Origin of the sequence: Winogradskyella sp., from assembly GCF_016744625.1 — a bacterium.
Classification (GTDB): domain Bacteria; phylum Bacteroidota; class Bacteroidia; order Flavobacteriales; family Flavobacteriaceae; genus Winogradskyella.
Window position 1 is genome coordinate 1 of the sequence record NZ_JADGDZ010000083.1, and the last position, 15,849, is coordinate 15,849.

The 15,849-nt window shown below is 33.2% G+C and carries 13 protein-coding genes and 1 riboswitch; of the genes, 6 read left to right on the forward strand and 7 right to left on the reverse strand.

Annotated elements, in window-relative coordinates; translation table 11 throughout:
* The first annotated feature begins 60 nt into the window (after nucleotides 1-60).
* Complete coding sequence (locus tag QZZ53_RS14080) at nucleotides 61-894, forward strand: AraC family transcriptional regulator (RefSeq protein WP_296385814.1); 834 nt, start codon at nucleotides 61-63, stop codon at nucleotides 892-894.
* A 51-nt stretch (nucleotides 895-945) separates the two neighbouring features.
* Here the strand turns inward: QZZ53_RS14080 and QZZ53_RS14085 are convergent, their stop codons facing one another.
* From QZZ53_RS14085 to QZZ53_RS14100, 4 genes are all read right to left on the reverse strand, one after another.
* Nucleotides 946-1,953: an alpha/beta fold hydrolase gene (locus tag QZZ53_RS14085; RefSeq protein WP_296385816.1), complete on the reverse strand. Its 1,008-nt coding sequence runs from the start codon at nucleotides 1,951-1,953 to the stop codon at nucleotides 946-948.
* A gap of 11 nt (nucleotides 1,954-1,964) precedes the next feature.
* Entirely contained in the window at nucleotides 1,965-2,417 is a 453-nt protein-coding gene (locus QZZ53_RS14090; RefSeq protein WP_296385818.1) for an OsmC family protein, read from the reverse strand.
* A gap of 85 nt (nucleotides 2,418-2,502) precedes the next feature.
* Nucleotides 2,503-3,801, reverse strand: coding sequence for a PLP-dependent transferase (locus QZZ53_RS14095; RefSeq protein WP_296385820.1), 1,299 nt, complete (start codon nucleotides 3,799-3,801; stop codon nucleotides 2,503-2,505).
* 119 nt (nucleotides 3,802-3,920) lie between these two features.
* A riboswitch (SAM riboswitch) is annotated at nucleotides 3,921-4,044 on the reverse strand.
* 102 nt (nucleotides 4,045-4,146) lie between these two features.
* Nucleotides 4,147-5,697: a hypothetical protein gene (locus QZZ53_RS14100; RefSeq protein WP_296385822.1), complete on the reverse strand. Its 1,551-nt coding sequence runs from the start codon at nucleotides 5,695-5,697 to the stop codon at nucleotides 4,147-4,149.
* Nucleotides 5,698-5,841: 144 nt separating this feature from the next.
* Here QZZ53_RS14100 and QZZ53_RS14105 point away from each other — a divergent pair, with 144 nt between their 5' ends.
* From QZZ53_RS14105 to QZZ53_RS14125, 5 genes are all read left to right on the forward strand, one after another.
* Complete coding sequence (locus QZZ53_RS14105; RefSeq protein WP_296385824.1) at nucleotides 5,842-7,017, forward strand: 2-isopropylmalate synthase; 1,176 nt, start codon at nucleotides 5,842-5,844, stop codon at nucleotides 7,015-7,017.
* Nucleotides 7,017-8,402, forward strand: coding sequence for a 3-isopropylmalate dehydratase large subunit (gene leuC, locus QZZ53_RS14110; protein ID WP_296385826.1), 1,386 nt, complete (start codon nucleotides 7,017-7,019; stop codon nucleotides 8,400-8,402). The genes QZZ53_RS14105 and leuC overlap by 1 nt, the downstream gene beginning before the upstream one ends.
* A gap of 114 nt (nucleotides 8,403-8,516) precedes the next feature.
* Entirely contained in the window at nucleotides 8,517-9,107 is a 591-nt protein-coding gene (leuD, locus tag QZZ53_RS14115) for a 3-isopropylmalate dehydratase small subunit (protein WP_296385829.1), read from the forward strand.
* Between the two features lie 9 nt (nucleotides 9,108-9,116).
* Complete coding sequence (leuB, locus tag QZZ53_RS14120) at nucleotides 9,117-10,235, forward strand: 3-isopropylmalate dehydrogenase (protein WP_296385831.1); 1,119 nt, start codon at nucleotides 9,117-9,119, stop codon at nucleotides 10,233-10,235.
* Between the two features lie 153 nt (nucleotides 10,236-10,388).
* Entirely contained in the window at nucleotides 10,389-12,971 is a 2,583-nt protein-coding gene (locus tag QZZ53_RS14125) for a phosphoenolpyruvate carboxylase (RefSeq protein ID WP_296385833.1), read from the forward strand.
* Nucleotides 12,972-13,105: 134 nt separating this feature from the next.
* Here the strand turns inward: QZZ53_RS14125 and amt are convergent, their stop codons facing one another.
* Genes amt through QZZ53_RS14140 form a run of 3 tightly spaced genes read right to left on the reverse strand, consistent with a single transcriptional unit; the run spans nucleotide 13,106 to nucleotide 15,738 of the window.
* Nucleotides 13,106-14,344 carry an ammonium transporter gene (amt, locus tag QZZ53_RS14130; protein WP_296385836.1) on the reverse strand — a complete coding sequence of 413 codons (1,239 nt, stop codon included), beginning with the start codon at nucleotides 14,342-14,344 and terminating at the stop codon, nucleotides 13,106-13,108.
* A gap of 5 nt (nucleotides 14,345-14,349) precedes the next feature.
* On the reverse strand, nucleotides 14,350-14,688 hold the full coding sequence (locus tag QZZ53_RS14135; RefSeq protein WP_296385838.1) for a P-II family nitrogen regulator: 339 nt from the start codon (nucleotides 14,686-14,688) through the stop codon (nucleotides 14,350-14,352).
* Between the two features lie 15 nt (nucleotides 14,689-14,703).
* Complete coding sequence (locus QZZ53_RS14140) at nucleotides 14,704-15,738, reverse strand: outer membrane beta-barrel protein (RefSeq protein ID WP_296385841.1); 1,035 nt, start codon at nucleotides 15,736-15,738, stop codon at nucleotides 14,704-14,706.
* Nucleotides 15,739-15,849 lie beyond the last annotated feature (111 nt).

The window sequence follows — 15,849 nt, forward strand, 5'->3', positions numbered from 1 at the left end:
ATATTATCCAATATATTGAATATAATAGTATTTTTGAATAATATTAAATAATTGTGTCAAATGAAGGTTTTACCATTTGTAGTACCAAAACCAGAAAAAGGAGGTCTTATTTATCAAGTTGATAAGGTCGATGTGTTTTATGATAAGCTGCATCAACATGAAGAAATACAATTGAGTTTTATTGTTGAAGGAGAAGGAACATTGATTGTTGGTGATACAATTAATAATTATACAACAGGAGATGTTTTAGTGATAGGAAGCAATCTTCCACATGTATTTAAGAGTGATTCAGAATCCTATATGCAATCACATATGCTGACTCTATTTTTTACAGAGCAGTCTTTTGGAAGGTTATTTTTTAATCTTGAAGAGTTAAATGAGGTTCAGTCTTTTTTTGATCGTTCAAAATATGGGTTTAAACTAAATTCTAATCTTGAAGAATTGAGGGCTTTATTTCTTCAACTTAAAAAGACTTCAAAAATAAATCGATTTATAATTTTGCTTCAACTACTCAATAGAATGGTTGAATCTGATTACACAAGTTTATCTTCATTTGTATATGATAAAAAATACAGTAATATTGAAGGTGATCGTATGCGAAATGTGTTTGAATTCACGTTTAATTACTATGCTAATGATATTACTTTAAACGAAATTTCCAAAGTCGCCAACATGACAAAAACGGCTTTTTGCAAGTATTTTAAAAAGCGAACTAACAAAACTTATATTCAATTTTTAAATGAATTTAGAATTGAAAAAGCGGTTAATTTATTAAAAGAGAAAAGCGATTACAGTATTGCAGAAATCGCTTTTATGTCTGGTTTTAGGAATATTTCTAACTTTAATAGAATATTTAAGAGGATAAAAGATAAAACTCCTTCCCGAATTAAATAAATCAAAAAACCCAAACGTTATGTTCGGGCTTATGATTAATAGCACATTAACTTAAGCAACACATTTGGAAATGGATTCTAATGTGTTTATGTTAACTTTAAAGATTGGTTTCAAGAACCTTGCCAATTGATCAAATTCAATTAAAAAAGCGTCATGTCCATGAATAGATTTTATTTCGTGAATGTTTACATTCTCTTTTTTGCTTTTTAATTCTACAAAAGCATTCCAGTTTTCTTCTGCTTTAAAGAACAAATCCGAATTAATAGTAATGATATGAATATTCGAAGAAATTTTTGAAGCGACTTCTAAAAAATCACCTCTTCCATTGGTAATATCTATTGTTCTTAATATTTGATTCATCATTTTATAAGCAGACAAATTGAAACGATTGTTTAAATTATCTCCATGATAATTCAACCAAGATTCAATATTAAAAAGCGTATTGTTTTTTTTAGTTCTGTCAAATTTTTGCGTTAATGATTCTGGTGTGCGGTATAAAGTCATAGCATGCATTCTTGCATCAGCTAGAGGTTTGTTAGAATTGTTTAGAATTGCATCTTGTATATGGCAATTGGCAATTAACCAATCTGTGGATTTCCAATCGGTTGCCACAGGAATTAAATGTTCGATTAGGTCTGGTTTTAATGCTGCTAATTCCCAAGAAATTCCGCCTCCAACAGATCCTCCAATAACGGCAAAAAGTTGTTCAATTTTTAGTTGTTCTAAGCCTATTGCAAATAATTTTGCAATATCTCTAGCTGTAAAATCTTTATAATTATCAATTAGGCTTTTACTATTATTATCATAACCGTTGCCTGGAATGTTAAAAGCTAATACTTTATATTCATTAGTGTCAATACATTTGTTTTCTCCAATTAAGTCGTTCCACCAGCCATTTTCTCCAATAACATTTGAGTTGCCAGTAAGTGCATGGTTAACCAAAACGATTGGTGCATCCTGTGAAGTTTTACCGAAAACTTGGTAAGACAAGAAAACATCAATCGTCTTACCGTTTTCGATCCTGTGTTTTGAAACGTTTATATACTTTAAATTTTTCATGATTTAGAAGTTTATAAAGTATTGTACTCTTTTTCTACCGCAATAGTCACAGGCGTTTTATTTTGAAGATTGTCTTTAACAGGACATCTTTCTTCAACAATTTGTAACCATTTTGTTAAGGTTTCTATACTTGCATCAGTATCCGGAACAAGGTTGAGACTTATGGTTTTAAAACCTGCACGTTCGTCGTATGATGACCCTAAAAATCGTTCGGGATTTAATTCTCCAGAAACCTCGATTTTTAAATTATTAATCGTGAAACCTAACTCTCTTGCCACAACATGCCCAATAACATTTGCGCAACCGGCAAAACCTGCTAGAATATATTCAACAGGGTTGGCATCTTCATCTGTACCACCTAAACTTTCTGGTTCATCAACTACTAAGGTGAATTGCCTTGTTTTTCCTATAAATTGTGTTGCTGAAGAACTTTCCCCAGATATACTAAATTTTAAATCACTCATTTTTATCTTTTTTGAATTTGAGAATATTAAACAGATGCCTATTTAATAAGGCATCTGTTTCTTAACTAAACAACAATAATAAAGGCTAATTTAGAATCACCTTTTTCTGTATTACAACAGCAAAGGCATCTTTTAAATCGGCTTTTAAATCTTCAATATTTTCTATTCCAACAGATAAACGGATTAGGTCTTTTGTAACACCAGTAGTCTCTTGTGCTTTGTCACTTAATTGTTGATGTGTCGTACTAGCAGGATGAATAATGAGTGATTTTGTGTCACCAATATTCGCTAATAAAGAGAATATTTTCGTTTTATCCGCGATTGTTTTAGCAGCATCAAATCCTCCATCTGCTCCAAATGTTACAATACCACTTTGTCCATTTGGTAAGTATTTTTTAGCCAGTCTATTGTATTTACTACTTTCTAGCCCTGGATAATTTACCCAATTCACTTCTGGTTGTTCTTGTAACCATTTGGCTAATTCAAGTGCATTCCGGCTGTGTTTCTGAATTCTTAATTCTAAAGTTTCTAATCCTTGAATAATTTGAAATGCATTAAACGGGCTCAATGCACCACCATAATCTCGTAAACCTTCAATTCTGATTTTCGCAATAAATGCAGCTGCGCCAATAGCTTCGCTATAAACTAAACCATGATAACCAGCTGAAGGTTCTGTAAATTCAGGGAATTTTTCATTAGCCCAGTCAAATGTGCCAGCGTCAATAACTACTCCTCCAAGGGAAGTACCATTGCCATTAATGTATTTTGTAAGCGAATGAATGACAATGTTTGCTCCGTATTCAATCGGATTGAGTAAGTATGGAGTTGCTACTGTATTATCAACAATTAAGGGTACTTTATGTGCTTTTGCCGCGATAGAAATCGCTTCAATATCAAGAACATCGAGTTTTGGATTTCCAAGAGATTCTATAAAAATGGCTCTTGTGTTTTCTTGTGCAGCTTTTTGGAAATTATCTGGGTCAGAAGGATCAACAAATGTGGTCGTAATTCCATGTCTTGGAAGTGTAACACTTAAAAGATTGTAGGTTCCACCATACAGACTGTTTGAAGCAACGATATGGTCGCCTGCTCTTAACAGCGTTAATAAAGTTGTTGAGATAGCGGCTGTTCCAGAGGCTGTTGCTACAGCAGCAATTCCACCTTCTAAAGCAGCTAAACGTTGCTCTAAAATATCGTTGGTTGGGTTATTTAATCGTGTGTAAATAAACCCTGGAACGGATAGGTTAAATCTTCCTGCTGCATCATCTGAATCATCGAATACATAGGCTGTAGATTGATAAATAGGAACAGCTCTTGTTCCTCCTGTTTGACTAACGTCGTGTCCTGCGTGCAACGCTTGTGTTGCAAATTTTTGTGTACTCATTTTTCTAAGTTTTTGAGTTAATAATGATTAAACCAAAAGCCAAATAAGCCTCGTTAGAAGCGTACTTAATAGAAAAATGTTATAAAGAAAATGCTAATTACTGATGAGTAATTAGTCTTGAGTTATCTATCCGAATTTGCAAAAAATGACTTGCGCTTTCAAGTAGAATTTAGCACCTTCTTAGTAAGTCTAAGGGTTGCTAAGGCTTCGTCGAGTCTATCTCTCCACCTTTCTTGATAACATTTCAGTAAGTGTTTGAACTTTGTGAGTACAAATATTGCAATACAAAAGTTTAATATCCAAATTTATTTTACGTTTTATGCTTTTTTTGTGAAATTCAGAAAATCAAGGGGCATATTTTGTTAGATATTTATTCTGAATAATCTGCCCAACAGGTTTGTTTTCAATTTTGCTTTCTAACCATGATATAATATCAAGATATAAAAATGCTCTTCGTTCGAAAGGATGGTCTTCAAAAGTTTTGAGAGTTTCTAATAAATCTCTAAACGCATTTTTAAGATCATGAGGATAAATATCTTGAAGGCCTCTAATAAATTTTATCATTTCCTTTTGCACTTCGTGTAAATCATTCATTTTTATTAAAAACTTATAAGTACTTCTTAAAAGTGTTTCTAAATGATAATCTAATCCTGCTTCATAATGCGCAACAAGATTTAAAACTCTAGAAAAACAGAGTAAATCTTCGCGCATAGAGAGCGATTTATTAGAAATAATTTTATCTAAATATTTTATACAAGCCTTATTATTACCTGCTCCAAAGTGCAAACTTGCAAACTTGTAATAAAAAATCATTTTGTGGTGTGGATCGATTCTGTCTTTAAAGTAAATGAGTTCTTTTTCAATTTGCGGAATCAATTCTAAACCTTCTTCAAAACTGCCATCAATAAAATGTTGATTAATACTATGGAAATTAGTGTAAAGAAAAATCAGCGTAGAAACATTTTCATCTTTATTAAACTTTGTGTTATTAACTGTAGTTTTAAAATGGTCTAATTTTTTTACAAATTTTGGTTTATTTCTAATAAAATAAATAGATTCTAATAGATAATTATTGCCTTTTAAATAGAATACAGGATTTAGGTTAATCATACTTGGGTTCTGGTGAAAAAGATCTACCCATTTAGAAGCGTATTTATAACAATTTAAGAAATCTTGCATTAAAAAACTGTACCATAAATGTGCTTTGTAGAGCCATAATTTTTCACGAAAGCCTATTTTTTTTTGATTGATTTTTGGGAGTCTATCATTAAAGTATTTTGTCACTATTTGGCTTTCTTCCTCGTTTTTAACGTAACCAGTTTTTAGAATGGTGCTGTAAAGTTGTAATGATAGGTTAGATAGTTTACTTGCAATCACATTTTGAGCACTCAAGTCTCTAGCTTGTACAGCCAATTCATCCGCACGATTACTAATGCTTCTGGTAATATATTGAGATTCAATAATTTTTTCGAGTTCAACAATCTCAAAAGCCATATTTTTCTCTTCATTGACTATGGCTAATTCTTTGGCTTTATCTAAGATTTTTAAACTCTGTTTGTATAATCCTTTATGATATAAAATAGAAGCAAAATCGAGTTGTTCTCTAATTTGAGAACGTATATTTTGATGTGATGGGTTTAGCTTTAAGCTAATTAAAATTTGTTTATAGAGGTGAGCTTTAACATTGGCTAGTTGGGCTTTTTTAACGATGTTAGTTTTTAAAATTAAAGCTTCGTTATAATCCTTAGCCTTGTCTAAAAGATTAAAAAGCTTTAAAAATTTTGAATCAGAATTCACGCCAAGTCTACCTACATAAAGTTTGAATTGCCTTTTTTCAGACTTAGTCAATGACTTTACGAGAGAGAATAAATTATCTTTTTGGTCTTTAGTTGTCAATATAAAATAGATTTATATAATTGATAATCAACGACTTAATGTGTATATTTGATTTTGAACATCGTAAAATCGAATCAAAGCTTAGGTCTTTAGATAAATTCAAAACATAAATTCGTAAGACAATACTAAACTATATTTTGATATATGTCAAATAACAATATACAAATCTTCGACACAACTCTTCGAGATGGCGAGCAAGTTCCGGGTTGTAAACTCAACACAGAACAGAAGATTGTCATCGCTGAACAGTTAGATGCTCTTGGCGTTGATGTCATTGAAGCAGGTTTTCCCGTCTCGAGTCCAGGTGATTTCAAATCAGTTGAAGCGATTTCTAAAACTATAAAAAACGCAACGGTTTGTGGTTTAACACGTTCGGTGCAAAACGACATCAAAGTAGCAGCAGAGGCATTAAAATATGCTGTAAAACCAAGAATTCATACAGGGATTGGGACTTCAAATTCACATATCATTCATAAGTTTAAAACATCGAGAGAAGATATTTTAGAACGTGCTTATGCAGCTGTAAAATATGCAAAATCGTTTGTAGAAGATGTTGAGTTTTACGCAGAAGATGCAGGAAGAACAGATAATGAATATTTAGCAAGAGTATGTGAAATGGCAATCAAAGCAGGAGCAACTGTTTTAAATATTCCAGATACTACAGGTTATTGTTTGCCTAGTGAATATGGTGCAAAAATTAAGTATCTAAAAGAGAATGTAAAAGGTATTGAAAAAGCAATTTTATCTTGTCATTGCCATAATGATTTAGGATTGGCTACAGCAAATTCTATCGAAGGAGTAATTAATGGAGCAAGACAAATTGAATGTACAATCAATGGTATTGGTGAGCGCGCAGGAAATACTGCTTTAGAAGAAGTAGTGATGGTGTTAAAACAACATCCATATCTAAACTTAAATACAAATATTAATACATCTATGTTGTATGGAATGAGCCAATTGGTTAGTGATAGCATGGGGATTTATACGCAACCAAACAAAGCAATAGTTGGGGCAAATGCTTTTGCGCACAGTTCTGGTATTCATCAAGATGGTGTAATTAAAAATCGTGAAACTTACGAGATAATCGACCCAAAAGATGTTGGTGTTACTGAGTCTGCAATTGTATTAACAGCAAGAAGTGGTCGTGCTGCTTTAGCGTATAGAGCTAAAAATGTAGGTTATGAATTAACGAAGTTACAATTAGACGATGTGTATGCAAATTTTTTAAGTTTTGCAGATAGAAAGAAAGAAATCAATGATAACGATATTCATCAAATCATTGAGACGAGTAAAGTTTATCAAGAAATTCTTTCAGCATAATGAGTAAAAAAACATTATTCGACAAAGTTTGGGGTTCTCATGTGGTCAGTAGTATTGATAACGGTCCACAGATATTGTATATAGATAAGCACTTAATCCACGAGGTAACGAGTCCGCAAGCTTTTAATGAATTAGAAGATCGCGGAATTCCTGTTTTTAGACCAAATCAGATTGTGGCTACAGCAGATCATAATACTCCAACCTTAAATCAAGATCAACCAATTAAAGATGCGTTGTCTAGAAATCAATTAGAGCAACTATCAGAAAATTGTAAAAAAAACAATATTACATTATATGAGTTAGGACATAAATATAATGGAATTGTGCATGTAATGGCTCCTGAGTTAGGAGTGACACAACCAGGCTTGACCATGGTCTGCGGTGATAGTCATACTTCAACTCACGGTGCCTTTGGAGCTATTGCATTTGGTATAGGGACAAGCCAGGTCGCGCAAGTTTTTGCGAGTCAGTGCTTGTTACTTACCAAGCCCAAAAGTTTAAGGGTAACCGTTAATGGAAAATTAAAGAATGGCGTCTTACCAAAAGATGTCATTCTTTATATTATTTCAAAACTAGGAACCAACTCTGGTACAGGATATTTCTGTGAATATGCTGGAAATGTGTTTGAGGAGATGAGTATGGAAGGTCGTATGACAGTCTGTAATATGAGCATTGAAATGGGAGCTCGTGGTGGAATGATTGCGCCAGACGAAACCACATTTGAATACGTGAAAGGTCGAAAATTTGCACCTCAAGGAGAAGCTTTTGATAAGAAAGTAGCTTATTGGAAAACTTTGCCAACAGACGAAGGTGCGGAGTTTGATAAAGAATATAGTTTCGATGCTGAAGATATAGAACCAATGGTGACTTATGGAACCAATCCAGGAATGGGAATTAAGATTTCTGAAACAATTCCAGTAGATGAAAACCCATCCTTTAAAAAGTCATTAGCTTACATGAATTTTGAAGCTGGTGAAAGCCTGATTAATAAGCCGATTAATTTTGTGTTTATAGGAAGTTGTACTAATTCTAGAATTGAAGATTTTAGAGTCGCAGCAGGTTTTATAAAAGGAAAAAAGAAAGCCGATAATGTTACGGCTTGGTTAGTGCCAGGGAGTAAGCAAGTTGAAGCTCAAATTATAGAAGAAGGGTTGAAAACTGTTTTTGATGAAGCAGGTTTTGAATTACGTCAGCCAGGATGTTCAGCATGTTTGGCTATGAATGATGATAAGATTCCACAAGGAGAATATTGTGTATCTACATCAAACCGAAATTTTGAAGGACGACAAGGGCAAGGGTCAAGAACTATTTTAGCGAGTCCGTTAGTGGCAGCTGCAACAGCAGTAGAAGGGAAAATAATTGATATTACTAAACATTTGAATTAGTAATGTTGTCCCCTCGAGCGCAGTCGAGAGGTTTGAAACAATAAGGTCTCGACTGCGCTCGACCAGACAGAAATAATAACTAAAAAAGAGATTCCTGCCTTCGCAGGAAATACTATGGAGAAATTTACAACATTAAAGTCAACTGCAATTCCATTGAATATTGAGAATGTCGACACAGATCAAATCATACCAGCACGTTTTTTAAAAGCGACAGATAAAAAAGGGTTTGGGGATAATGTATTTAGAGATTGGAGATATAATAAGGATGGTTCTGAAAATTCAGAATTTATATTAAACGATTCAAAATTTTCTGGTAGTATTTTAGTTGCTGGAGATAACTTTGGTTGTGGGTCGAGTAGAGAACATGCAGCATGGGCAATAGTTGGCTATGGTTTTAAGGTTGTTATATCGAGTTTCTTTGCTGATATTTTTAAAGGCAATGCACTTAATAATGGGTTGTTACCTGTTCAGGTTTCTCAAGCTTTTTTAAGTGACTTAATGAATAGAATTGAGTCCAATCCTAAAACAGAATTAGAGGTAAATCTCGAAAACCAAATCATTTCAATAGTAGGATCAGATACGTTGGAGAATTTCGAAATAGATACCTACAAAAAAACATGTATGATTAATGGTTACGATGATATCGATTACCTCGTCAACAATAAAGAACAAATTGAAGCTTTTGAAGCTCAGAAAATATACTAATTAATACAAATGAAATTAACCATAGCAGTATTACCAGGAGATGGTATTGGTCCAGAAGTTACAAATCAGGCTGTAAAAGCTTTAAAAGCTATTGCTTCAGAATTCAATCATAATTTTAAATTCACTAATGCAGATGTTGGTGCTATTGCGATAGATAAGCACAATGATCCATTACCAGAGAAAACTTTAGATTTATGTAAATCAACAGATGCGATATTATTTGGTTCTATTGGTCATCCAAAATACGATAATGATCCTTCTGCAAAAGTGAGACCAGAACAAGGACTGTTGAAGCTAAGAAAGGGGTTAGGTTTGTTTGCGAACATAAGACCAGTTAAAGCTTATCAAACGTTGATTGATAAATCACCCTTAAAGAGGCATATCATTGAAGGAACTGATATTAGTATTTATAGAGAGTTAACAGGAGGTATTTATTTTGGAGAAAAGCAATTAAGCGAGGATGGTAATATGGCTTCAGATTTATGTGTTTACTCTCGCGAAGAAATTGAGCGAATTACGCATTTAGCTTTTAAAGCTGCGCAATCCAGAAAAAGTAAAGTAACACTAGTTGATAAGGCTAATGTTCTTGAAAGCTCGAGGCTTTGGAGAAAAGTAGTAACTGAGATTGCAGAGCAATATAATGATGTAACATTAGATTTCTTATTTGTAGATAATGCAGCCATGCAAATGATATTAAACCCAAAACAGTTCGATGTGATTTTAACCGAAAACATGTTTGGTGATATCATTAGTGATGAAGCAAGTGTTATAGGTGGTTCTATAGGATTGTTGGCTTCGGCTTCTGTTGGAAAAAAGTATGCGATGTTCGAGCCAATTCATGGGTCATTTCCACAAGCAACAGGAAAAGGAATAGCTAATCCAATTGCTTCTATTTTGTCTGCTGCTATGTTGTTAGAGCATTTTGAATTGCATGCTGAAGCAGAGTTGATAAAACAAGCTGTTGATAAATCACTCAAATTAAATATTGCAACACCAGATATTAATACAAAATACGATAATGTTACCACAGGTAAAGTTGGTGAGTTTATTGAGGACTATATCAATAATCCAAAGGATAGCAATATGAACTTTACGAATATTCATTTAGGTCAATCTACAATCATCTAAAATTGCTTTATTGAAACTCTATATTTTATAGGTTTCTTTTTGAGAATATGCAATTATTAAGTGGTTATTTGGTGAATCCGCAATACTTATTATGAAGTGTTTTCTTTTGAAAATACTTCATTACTTTTATGTATTATAACTAGAATAATTACAATGCCAACACAGCCTAAACTTACAAGATTTAATCAAAATGTAATGTCAAAGTATCAGATATACAACAGTATATTCATGACTTTACCATTCGATACGATAACAAAAACAGGAGCACTGTTGCCGTTGTTTCACGAGACTTGTCAAAAAGGGTTTTCAAATCAAGATGATCCTACCACGATTGTAGAGACATTCTTTAAAAAATATCAGGCAAGGAGATCACCTCAGAGTCAGATTAATTTGTTGTTCAGATTTATTCAATATATAGAACGTCAGGTGGTTTTATTTGATGCTATTGAAGATGCTGCTTTTCCTGTTGTAAATAACATGGATGGTATTGGTACGCTTCGTAGTTTAAAAGAATCTGCTACTGCTGACAATAAGATGGAAGCACTTCAAAAATATCTTGAAGAGTTTAAGGTTAGAATTGTACTAACAGCACATCCAACACAGTTTTATCCAGGTTCTGTTTTAGGTATTATTACTGATTTAACGGAAGCTATTCGAGAGAATGATTTACTTAGAATAAATGACTTGTTGGCACAGTTGGGTAAAACGCCATTCTTTAAACACAAGAAACCATCACCTTATGATGAGGCTGTGAGTTTGATCTGGTATTTAGAAAATGTGTTTTATAAATCATTCGGAACGATTTACGATTATATTCAACAAAATATATTTGATGGTAAGCAAATTGAAAACGATATTATTAATATCGGTTTTTGGCCTGGAGGTGATAGAGATGGAAATCCATTTGTAACTCCAGAAATCACCTTGAACGTTTCCAAACGCTTACGCGAAACAGTTATTAAAAATTATTATAGAGATGTACGTCGTTTAAGACGAAAGTTAACTTTTGATGGTGTTGAAGATAGAATTGTAGTTTTAGAAACTGAACTTTATAAGATAATAACAAACAAGAATTCTAATTTAACTGCTGAACATTTTTTAGCTGAATTAGAAGTTATTAAAAGTGTAATTGAGAATGAGCATCAATCACTTTATGTGTCTGAAGTAAATAGTCTTATAAACAAAATTCACCTTTTCGGATTCCACTTTGCGAATTTAGACATTAGACAAGATAGTAGAAAGCATGCTCAGTTTTTTAATGATATAGTGGATTCGCTTATCAAAAGTGGAAGCCCTATTTTTCCAAAGAATTATCATGATCTTTCTGAAAAAGAACAGGTTAAAATTTTATCTAAAGTAAAAGGAGAAGTAGATTTATCTTTAATAAAAGATGAAGAAACTTTAAAAGCTTTAAAAACGATGAAAGCCATTAAAACCATTCAAGATAATAATGGAGAAAAGGCTGCGAATCGTTATATCATAAGTAACAATCAAACAACATTGCATGTTATGCAATTATTTGCAATGTTGAAGTTAGTTGCCTTTCAAGATAGATTAACAGTTGATGTTGGTCCTCTTTTCGAAACTATTACAGATTTGGAAAATGCGCCTAAAGTAATGGAAGAGTTATATACTAATCCAGAATATGCGGCGCATTTAAAATCACGAGGAAATAAGCAAACTATAATGCTTGGTTTTAGTGATGGGACTAAAGATGGTGGTTATTTAATGGCTAATTGGGCAATATATAAAGCTAAAGAGAATTTAACACGAGTGTCTAGAGAATACGGAATCAAAGTTATTTTCTTTGATGGACGTGGAGGACCTCCTGCGCGTGGTGGTGGAAAAACTCACAATTTCTATGCATCTCTTGGACCAACGATTGAGGATAAAGAAGTACAATTAACAATACAAGGACAAACTATTAGTTCTAATTTCGGGACTCTAGAATCATCTCAATATAACCTTGAACAATTGATAAGTTCTGGTATTCATAACAGTCTTAGTGATTCAGATTTAAGTATGCTTTCTGAGAATAGAGATGTAATGACAGATTTATCGGAGCGTAGCTATAAGGCGTATTCAGATTTTAAAGTGCATCCAAAATTCATTTCGTATTTGGAGCACATGAGTACATTAAAGTATTATGCAAAAACAAATATTGGAAGTAGACCATCTAAACGTGGTAAAGCAGAAGGATTAGTATTTGAAGATTTAAGAGCTATTCCTTTTGTAGGCTCTTGGAGTCAATTAAAGCAAAACGTACCTGGCTTTTTCGGAGTTGGTACAGCTTTAAAGCATTATGAAGATGCTGGTGAATTTGAAAAGGTGCAAACTTTATTCAAAACATCAGATTTCTTTAAGACATTAATTGAGAATAGTATGATGTCCTTATCTAAGTCCTTCTTTGACTTAACAAGATATATGGCAGAAGATTCTGAGTATGGTGAATTCTGGACTATTATTCATGATGAATACGAAACATCAAAACGTTTAATATTAAAGTTAACGGGTTACAAAGAATTAATGCAAGAAGAACCTGCTGGTAAAGCTTCTATCGCTGTAAGAGAATCTATTGTATTGCCATTATTAACGATTCAGCAATATGCATTGAAGAAGATTCAAGAGCTTGAAAAATCTGGAGTAAAACCAGATGATGAGCAGATGAAGATTTTTGAAAAGATGGTAACTAGATCTTTGTTTGGTAATATCAATGCAAGTCGAAATTCAGCATAAGTTATTTTAATAAAAATTATAAGTCTGTCAGTTAAATAACTTGACGGGCTTTTTTGTATAAAAAAACCGCCTAAGAAAATTACTTAGACGATTTTAACTAACAACTAATTATCTAAACAATCAATTTAAAATATTTAATGTTCATTTAATCTAAAGTCAGGGTACGCATCCATTCCATGCTCATGTGCATCTAGACCTTCTAATTCTTCGCGTTCTGAGACTCTGATACCGACTATTTTCTTCATAATAAACAATATTAAAAATGAAGATACTAAACAGATAACGGCATAAGAAGCTACACCAATAAGTTGACTTAAAAATTGTGCTCCTCCGGCAAGGTTTCCAAGGATTCCAACGGCAAGTGTTCCCCAAATACCGCATACTAAATGCACTGCGATTGCACCAACAGGATCATCTAATTTAAGTCTATCAATTAATGATACAGCAAATACGATAATCGCACCAGCAATTGCTCCAATAAGAATAGCATCAGTCGGACTCATTTGGTCTGCGCCAGCAGTAATACCAACAAGACCTCCTAAGATGCCATTAAGGAACATTGTTAAATCTAAATTTTTATATCTTAAAAAAGAGACTAAGGCTGCAACAACACCACCTGATGCTGCTGCTAAGCAGGTCATTACTAAAGTTAATGACGTTAGTCCAGGGTCGGCAGATAAAACAGAGCCGCCATTAAAACCAAACCAACCTAACCATAGAATAATAACGCCAGCAGTTGCTAATGGAATATTGTGGCCTGGAATTGCTTGTAGTTTTCCATCTTTAAATTTTCCAATTCTAGAATCTAAAAGACAAACAGCTACTAATGCTGCCCAGCCACCAACAGAATGTACTAAGGTAGAACCTGCAAAATCATAAAATGGTGTTTCTAAAGTTTGTAAAAATCCACCTCCCCATTTCCATGAGCCAGCAATTGGATAAATGAAGCCAACATATATGACTGTAAAAATCATAAAAGGTCCAATTTTCATACGTTCTGCTACAGCTCCAGAAACAATTGTCGCTGCAGTTGCTGCAAACATGCCTTGAAATAAGAAGTCTGTCCAATACGTATAGCCTTCGTTATAAGCTAAATCTAAAGCTCCTTCTGCCATTGGTGCATCTAATCCAAATCCTGCAAATCCTAATATTCCCCAATCACCAGATTCAAATCCTGGATACATTAAATTGAAGCCTATTAAACAATAGAGAAGTAACCCTACAGTAATTATAAACATATTCTTAAATAATATGTTAATCGTGTTTTTTTGACGTGTTAATCCGATTTCTAAAAATGCAAATCCTAAATGCATAAAGAAAACGAGTGCTGTACAGATCATCATCCATACATTATTTATCGTAAGTAATTCCATGTGTTTTATTTTAAAGTTTGCCCTCCTTTTTCGCCTGTTCGTATTCTGTAAACCTCTTCGATATGAGAGACAAAGATTTTGCCGTCTCCAACATCTCCTGTAGAGCCAGCTTCTAGTATCGCATTTACAGTGACTTCTTCAAAGTCGTCATTAACAACGATTGATAGATATCGCCTTTGTATGTCACTTGTGCTATAAGAAACACCTCTGTAAACGTGACCTTCTTTTTCGTTTCCGAGCCCTGTAACATCCCAGTAAGAGAAGAAGTTTACTCCTACTTCATGAAGTGCTTTTTTTACTTTAGAAAACATGGATTTTCTAATTATTGCTTCAACTTTTTTCATTGTATTTAGTATTAGTTAGAATTTATATATTGCTGCAACGAGAAAAGATGCTAAGCTTTTCGTTGGCTCTAAGTCGTTATCAAAATAAAGTTCACCATTCCAGCTGTCTAATCGTATTTCTGGAATAATGGTTAAATCATCTACTTTGTAGTTTGCAGATAATGTTGCTGCAATAACCGTTTCGCTGTCAATCTGGTTATAATGAAAACCAAAATATTCAGCTCTTAATCCTAGATCAAGTTTTTTGGAAATTGTGCATTGCGGATATAATGCAGCACCATAGAAACCACTTCCGTCAGTATCGTTGTAAGTTGCGTTAATTCCTAAGAAGAAATCATCATTTAAGTCCGTTCCTCCTGTGTAATCTACTTGAAAAGTAGGATCTGAATTCCCAGTTTGGTTGCCGTAGATAAAATTCAAATATTGGTCTTTATAGCCTAATTGAGCACCAAAAGTGTAACTGCCATCAAGATTGATTTCTGTATAATCAGTACTGTTCATTACAGCAAGCATTAAAGAAAAATCTTCTGATAATGCGATATCTGCTTTTAAACCCGAATGCGAAAATGGGCCATTAGAGAACATATAAGATGTGCTGTAGTTAAAATTTCCAACGGGTGAAATCACCTCGTAACCTAAAAACGTATTGAAGTTACCTAGAATCAGTTTTACGTTTACGTTTACGTTATAGTAAATATATAATTGGTTTATAATGTTGTTTGAGCCCGTTGATAAGAAAACGGCATCTTCACCTCTTGGTCCAAATACTAAATCGGCTACAAATCCTACTTTATTGCCTTCATATGAAATGATAGCGTTTGCCATTCCAAGACTAAATCCGCTTCTATTTACAAAAGATGTTCCTGGATTTAAAAAATAAGGGCCATCTCCATTGTCAAAAGCTTCGTTTGGGCCTGTGAGGTTGGTTCTAAAATAAGCATCTACACTTCCGGATATTGAGAACTTCTTTCCGTTAGATACTTCAGTACTATCTTGTGCAGTTAAAACTATTGAGGTTAATAATAAGATTAAAGTAAATAATTGTTTCATAATAATGGTATTTATAGGCTATGTTCGATTCAAATCTATATAAACTTTATTTACACCCTATTAAATTTAGGGTTTAAAATAATATTTTTGCGAATATTATATTTTATACCC

Bases quoted from the DNA above. Each gene is read 5' to 3' on its own strand.
- QZZ53_RS14080 (WP_296385814.1), top strand. From the start codon at position 61: ATGAAGGTTTTACCATTTGTAGTACCAAAACCAGAAAAAGGAGGTCTT.
- QZZ53_RS14085 (WP_296385816.1), bottom strand. From the start codon at position 1,953: ATGAAAAATTTAAAGTATATAAACGTTTCAAAACACAGGATCGAAAAC.
- QZZ53_RS14090 (WP_296385818.1), bottom strand. From the start codon at position 2,417: ATGAGTGATTTAAAATTTAGTATATCTGGGGAAAGTTCTTCAGCAACA.
- QZZ53_RS14095 (WP_296385820.1), bottom strand. From the start codon at position 3,801: ATGAGTACACAAAAATTTGCAACACAAGCGTTGCACGCAGGACACGAC.
- QZZ53_RS14105 (WP_296385824.1), top strand. From the start codon at position 5,842: ATGTCAAATAACAATATACAAATCTTCGACACAACTCTTCGAGATGGC.
- leuC (WP_296385826.1), top strand. From the start codon at position 7,017: ATGAGTAAAAAAACATTATTCGACAAAGTTTGGGGTTCTCATGTGGTC.
- leuD (WP_296385829.1), top strand. From the start codon at position 8,517: ATGGAGAAATTTACAACATTAAAGTCAACTGCAATTCCATTGAATATT.
- leuB (WP_296385831.1), top strand. From the start codon at position 9,117: ATGAAATTAACCATAGCAGTATTACCAGGAGATGGTATTGGTCCAGAA.
- QZZ53_RS14125 (WP_296385833.1), top strand. From the start codon at position 10,389: ATGCCAACACAGCCTAAACTTACAAGATTTAATCAAAATGTAATGTCA.
- amt (WP_296385836.1), bottom strand. From the start codon at position 14,344: ATGGAATTACTTACGATAAATAATGTATGGATGATGATCTGTACAGCA.
- QZZ53_RS14135 (WP_296385838.1), bottom strand. From the start codon at position 14,688: ATGAAAAAAGTTGAAGCAATAATTAGAAAATCCATGTTTTCTAAAGTA.
- QZZ53_RS14140 (WP_296385841.1), bottom strand. From the start codon at position 15,738: ATGAAACAATTATTTACTTTAATCTTATTATTAACCTCAATAGTTTTA.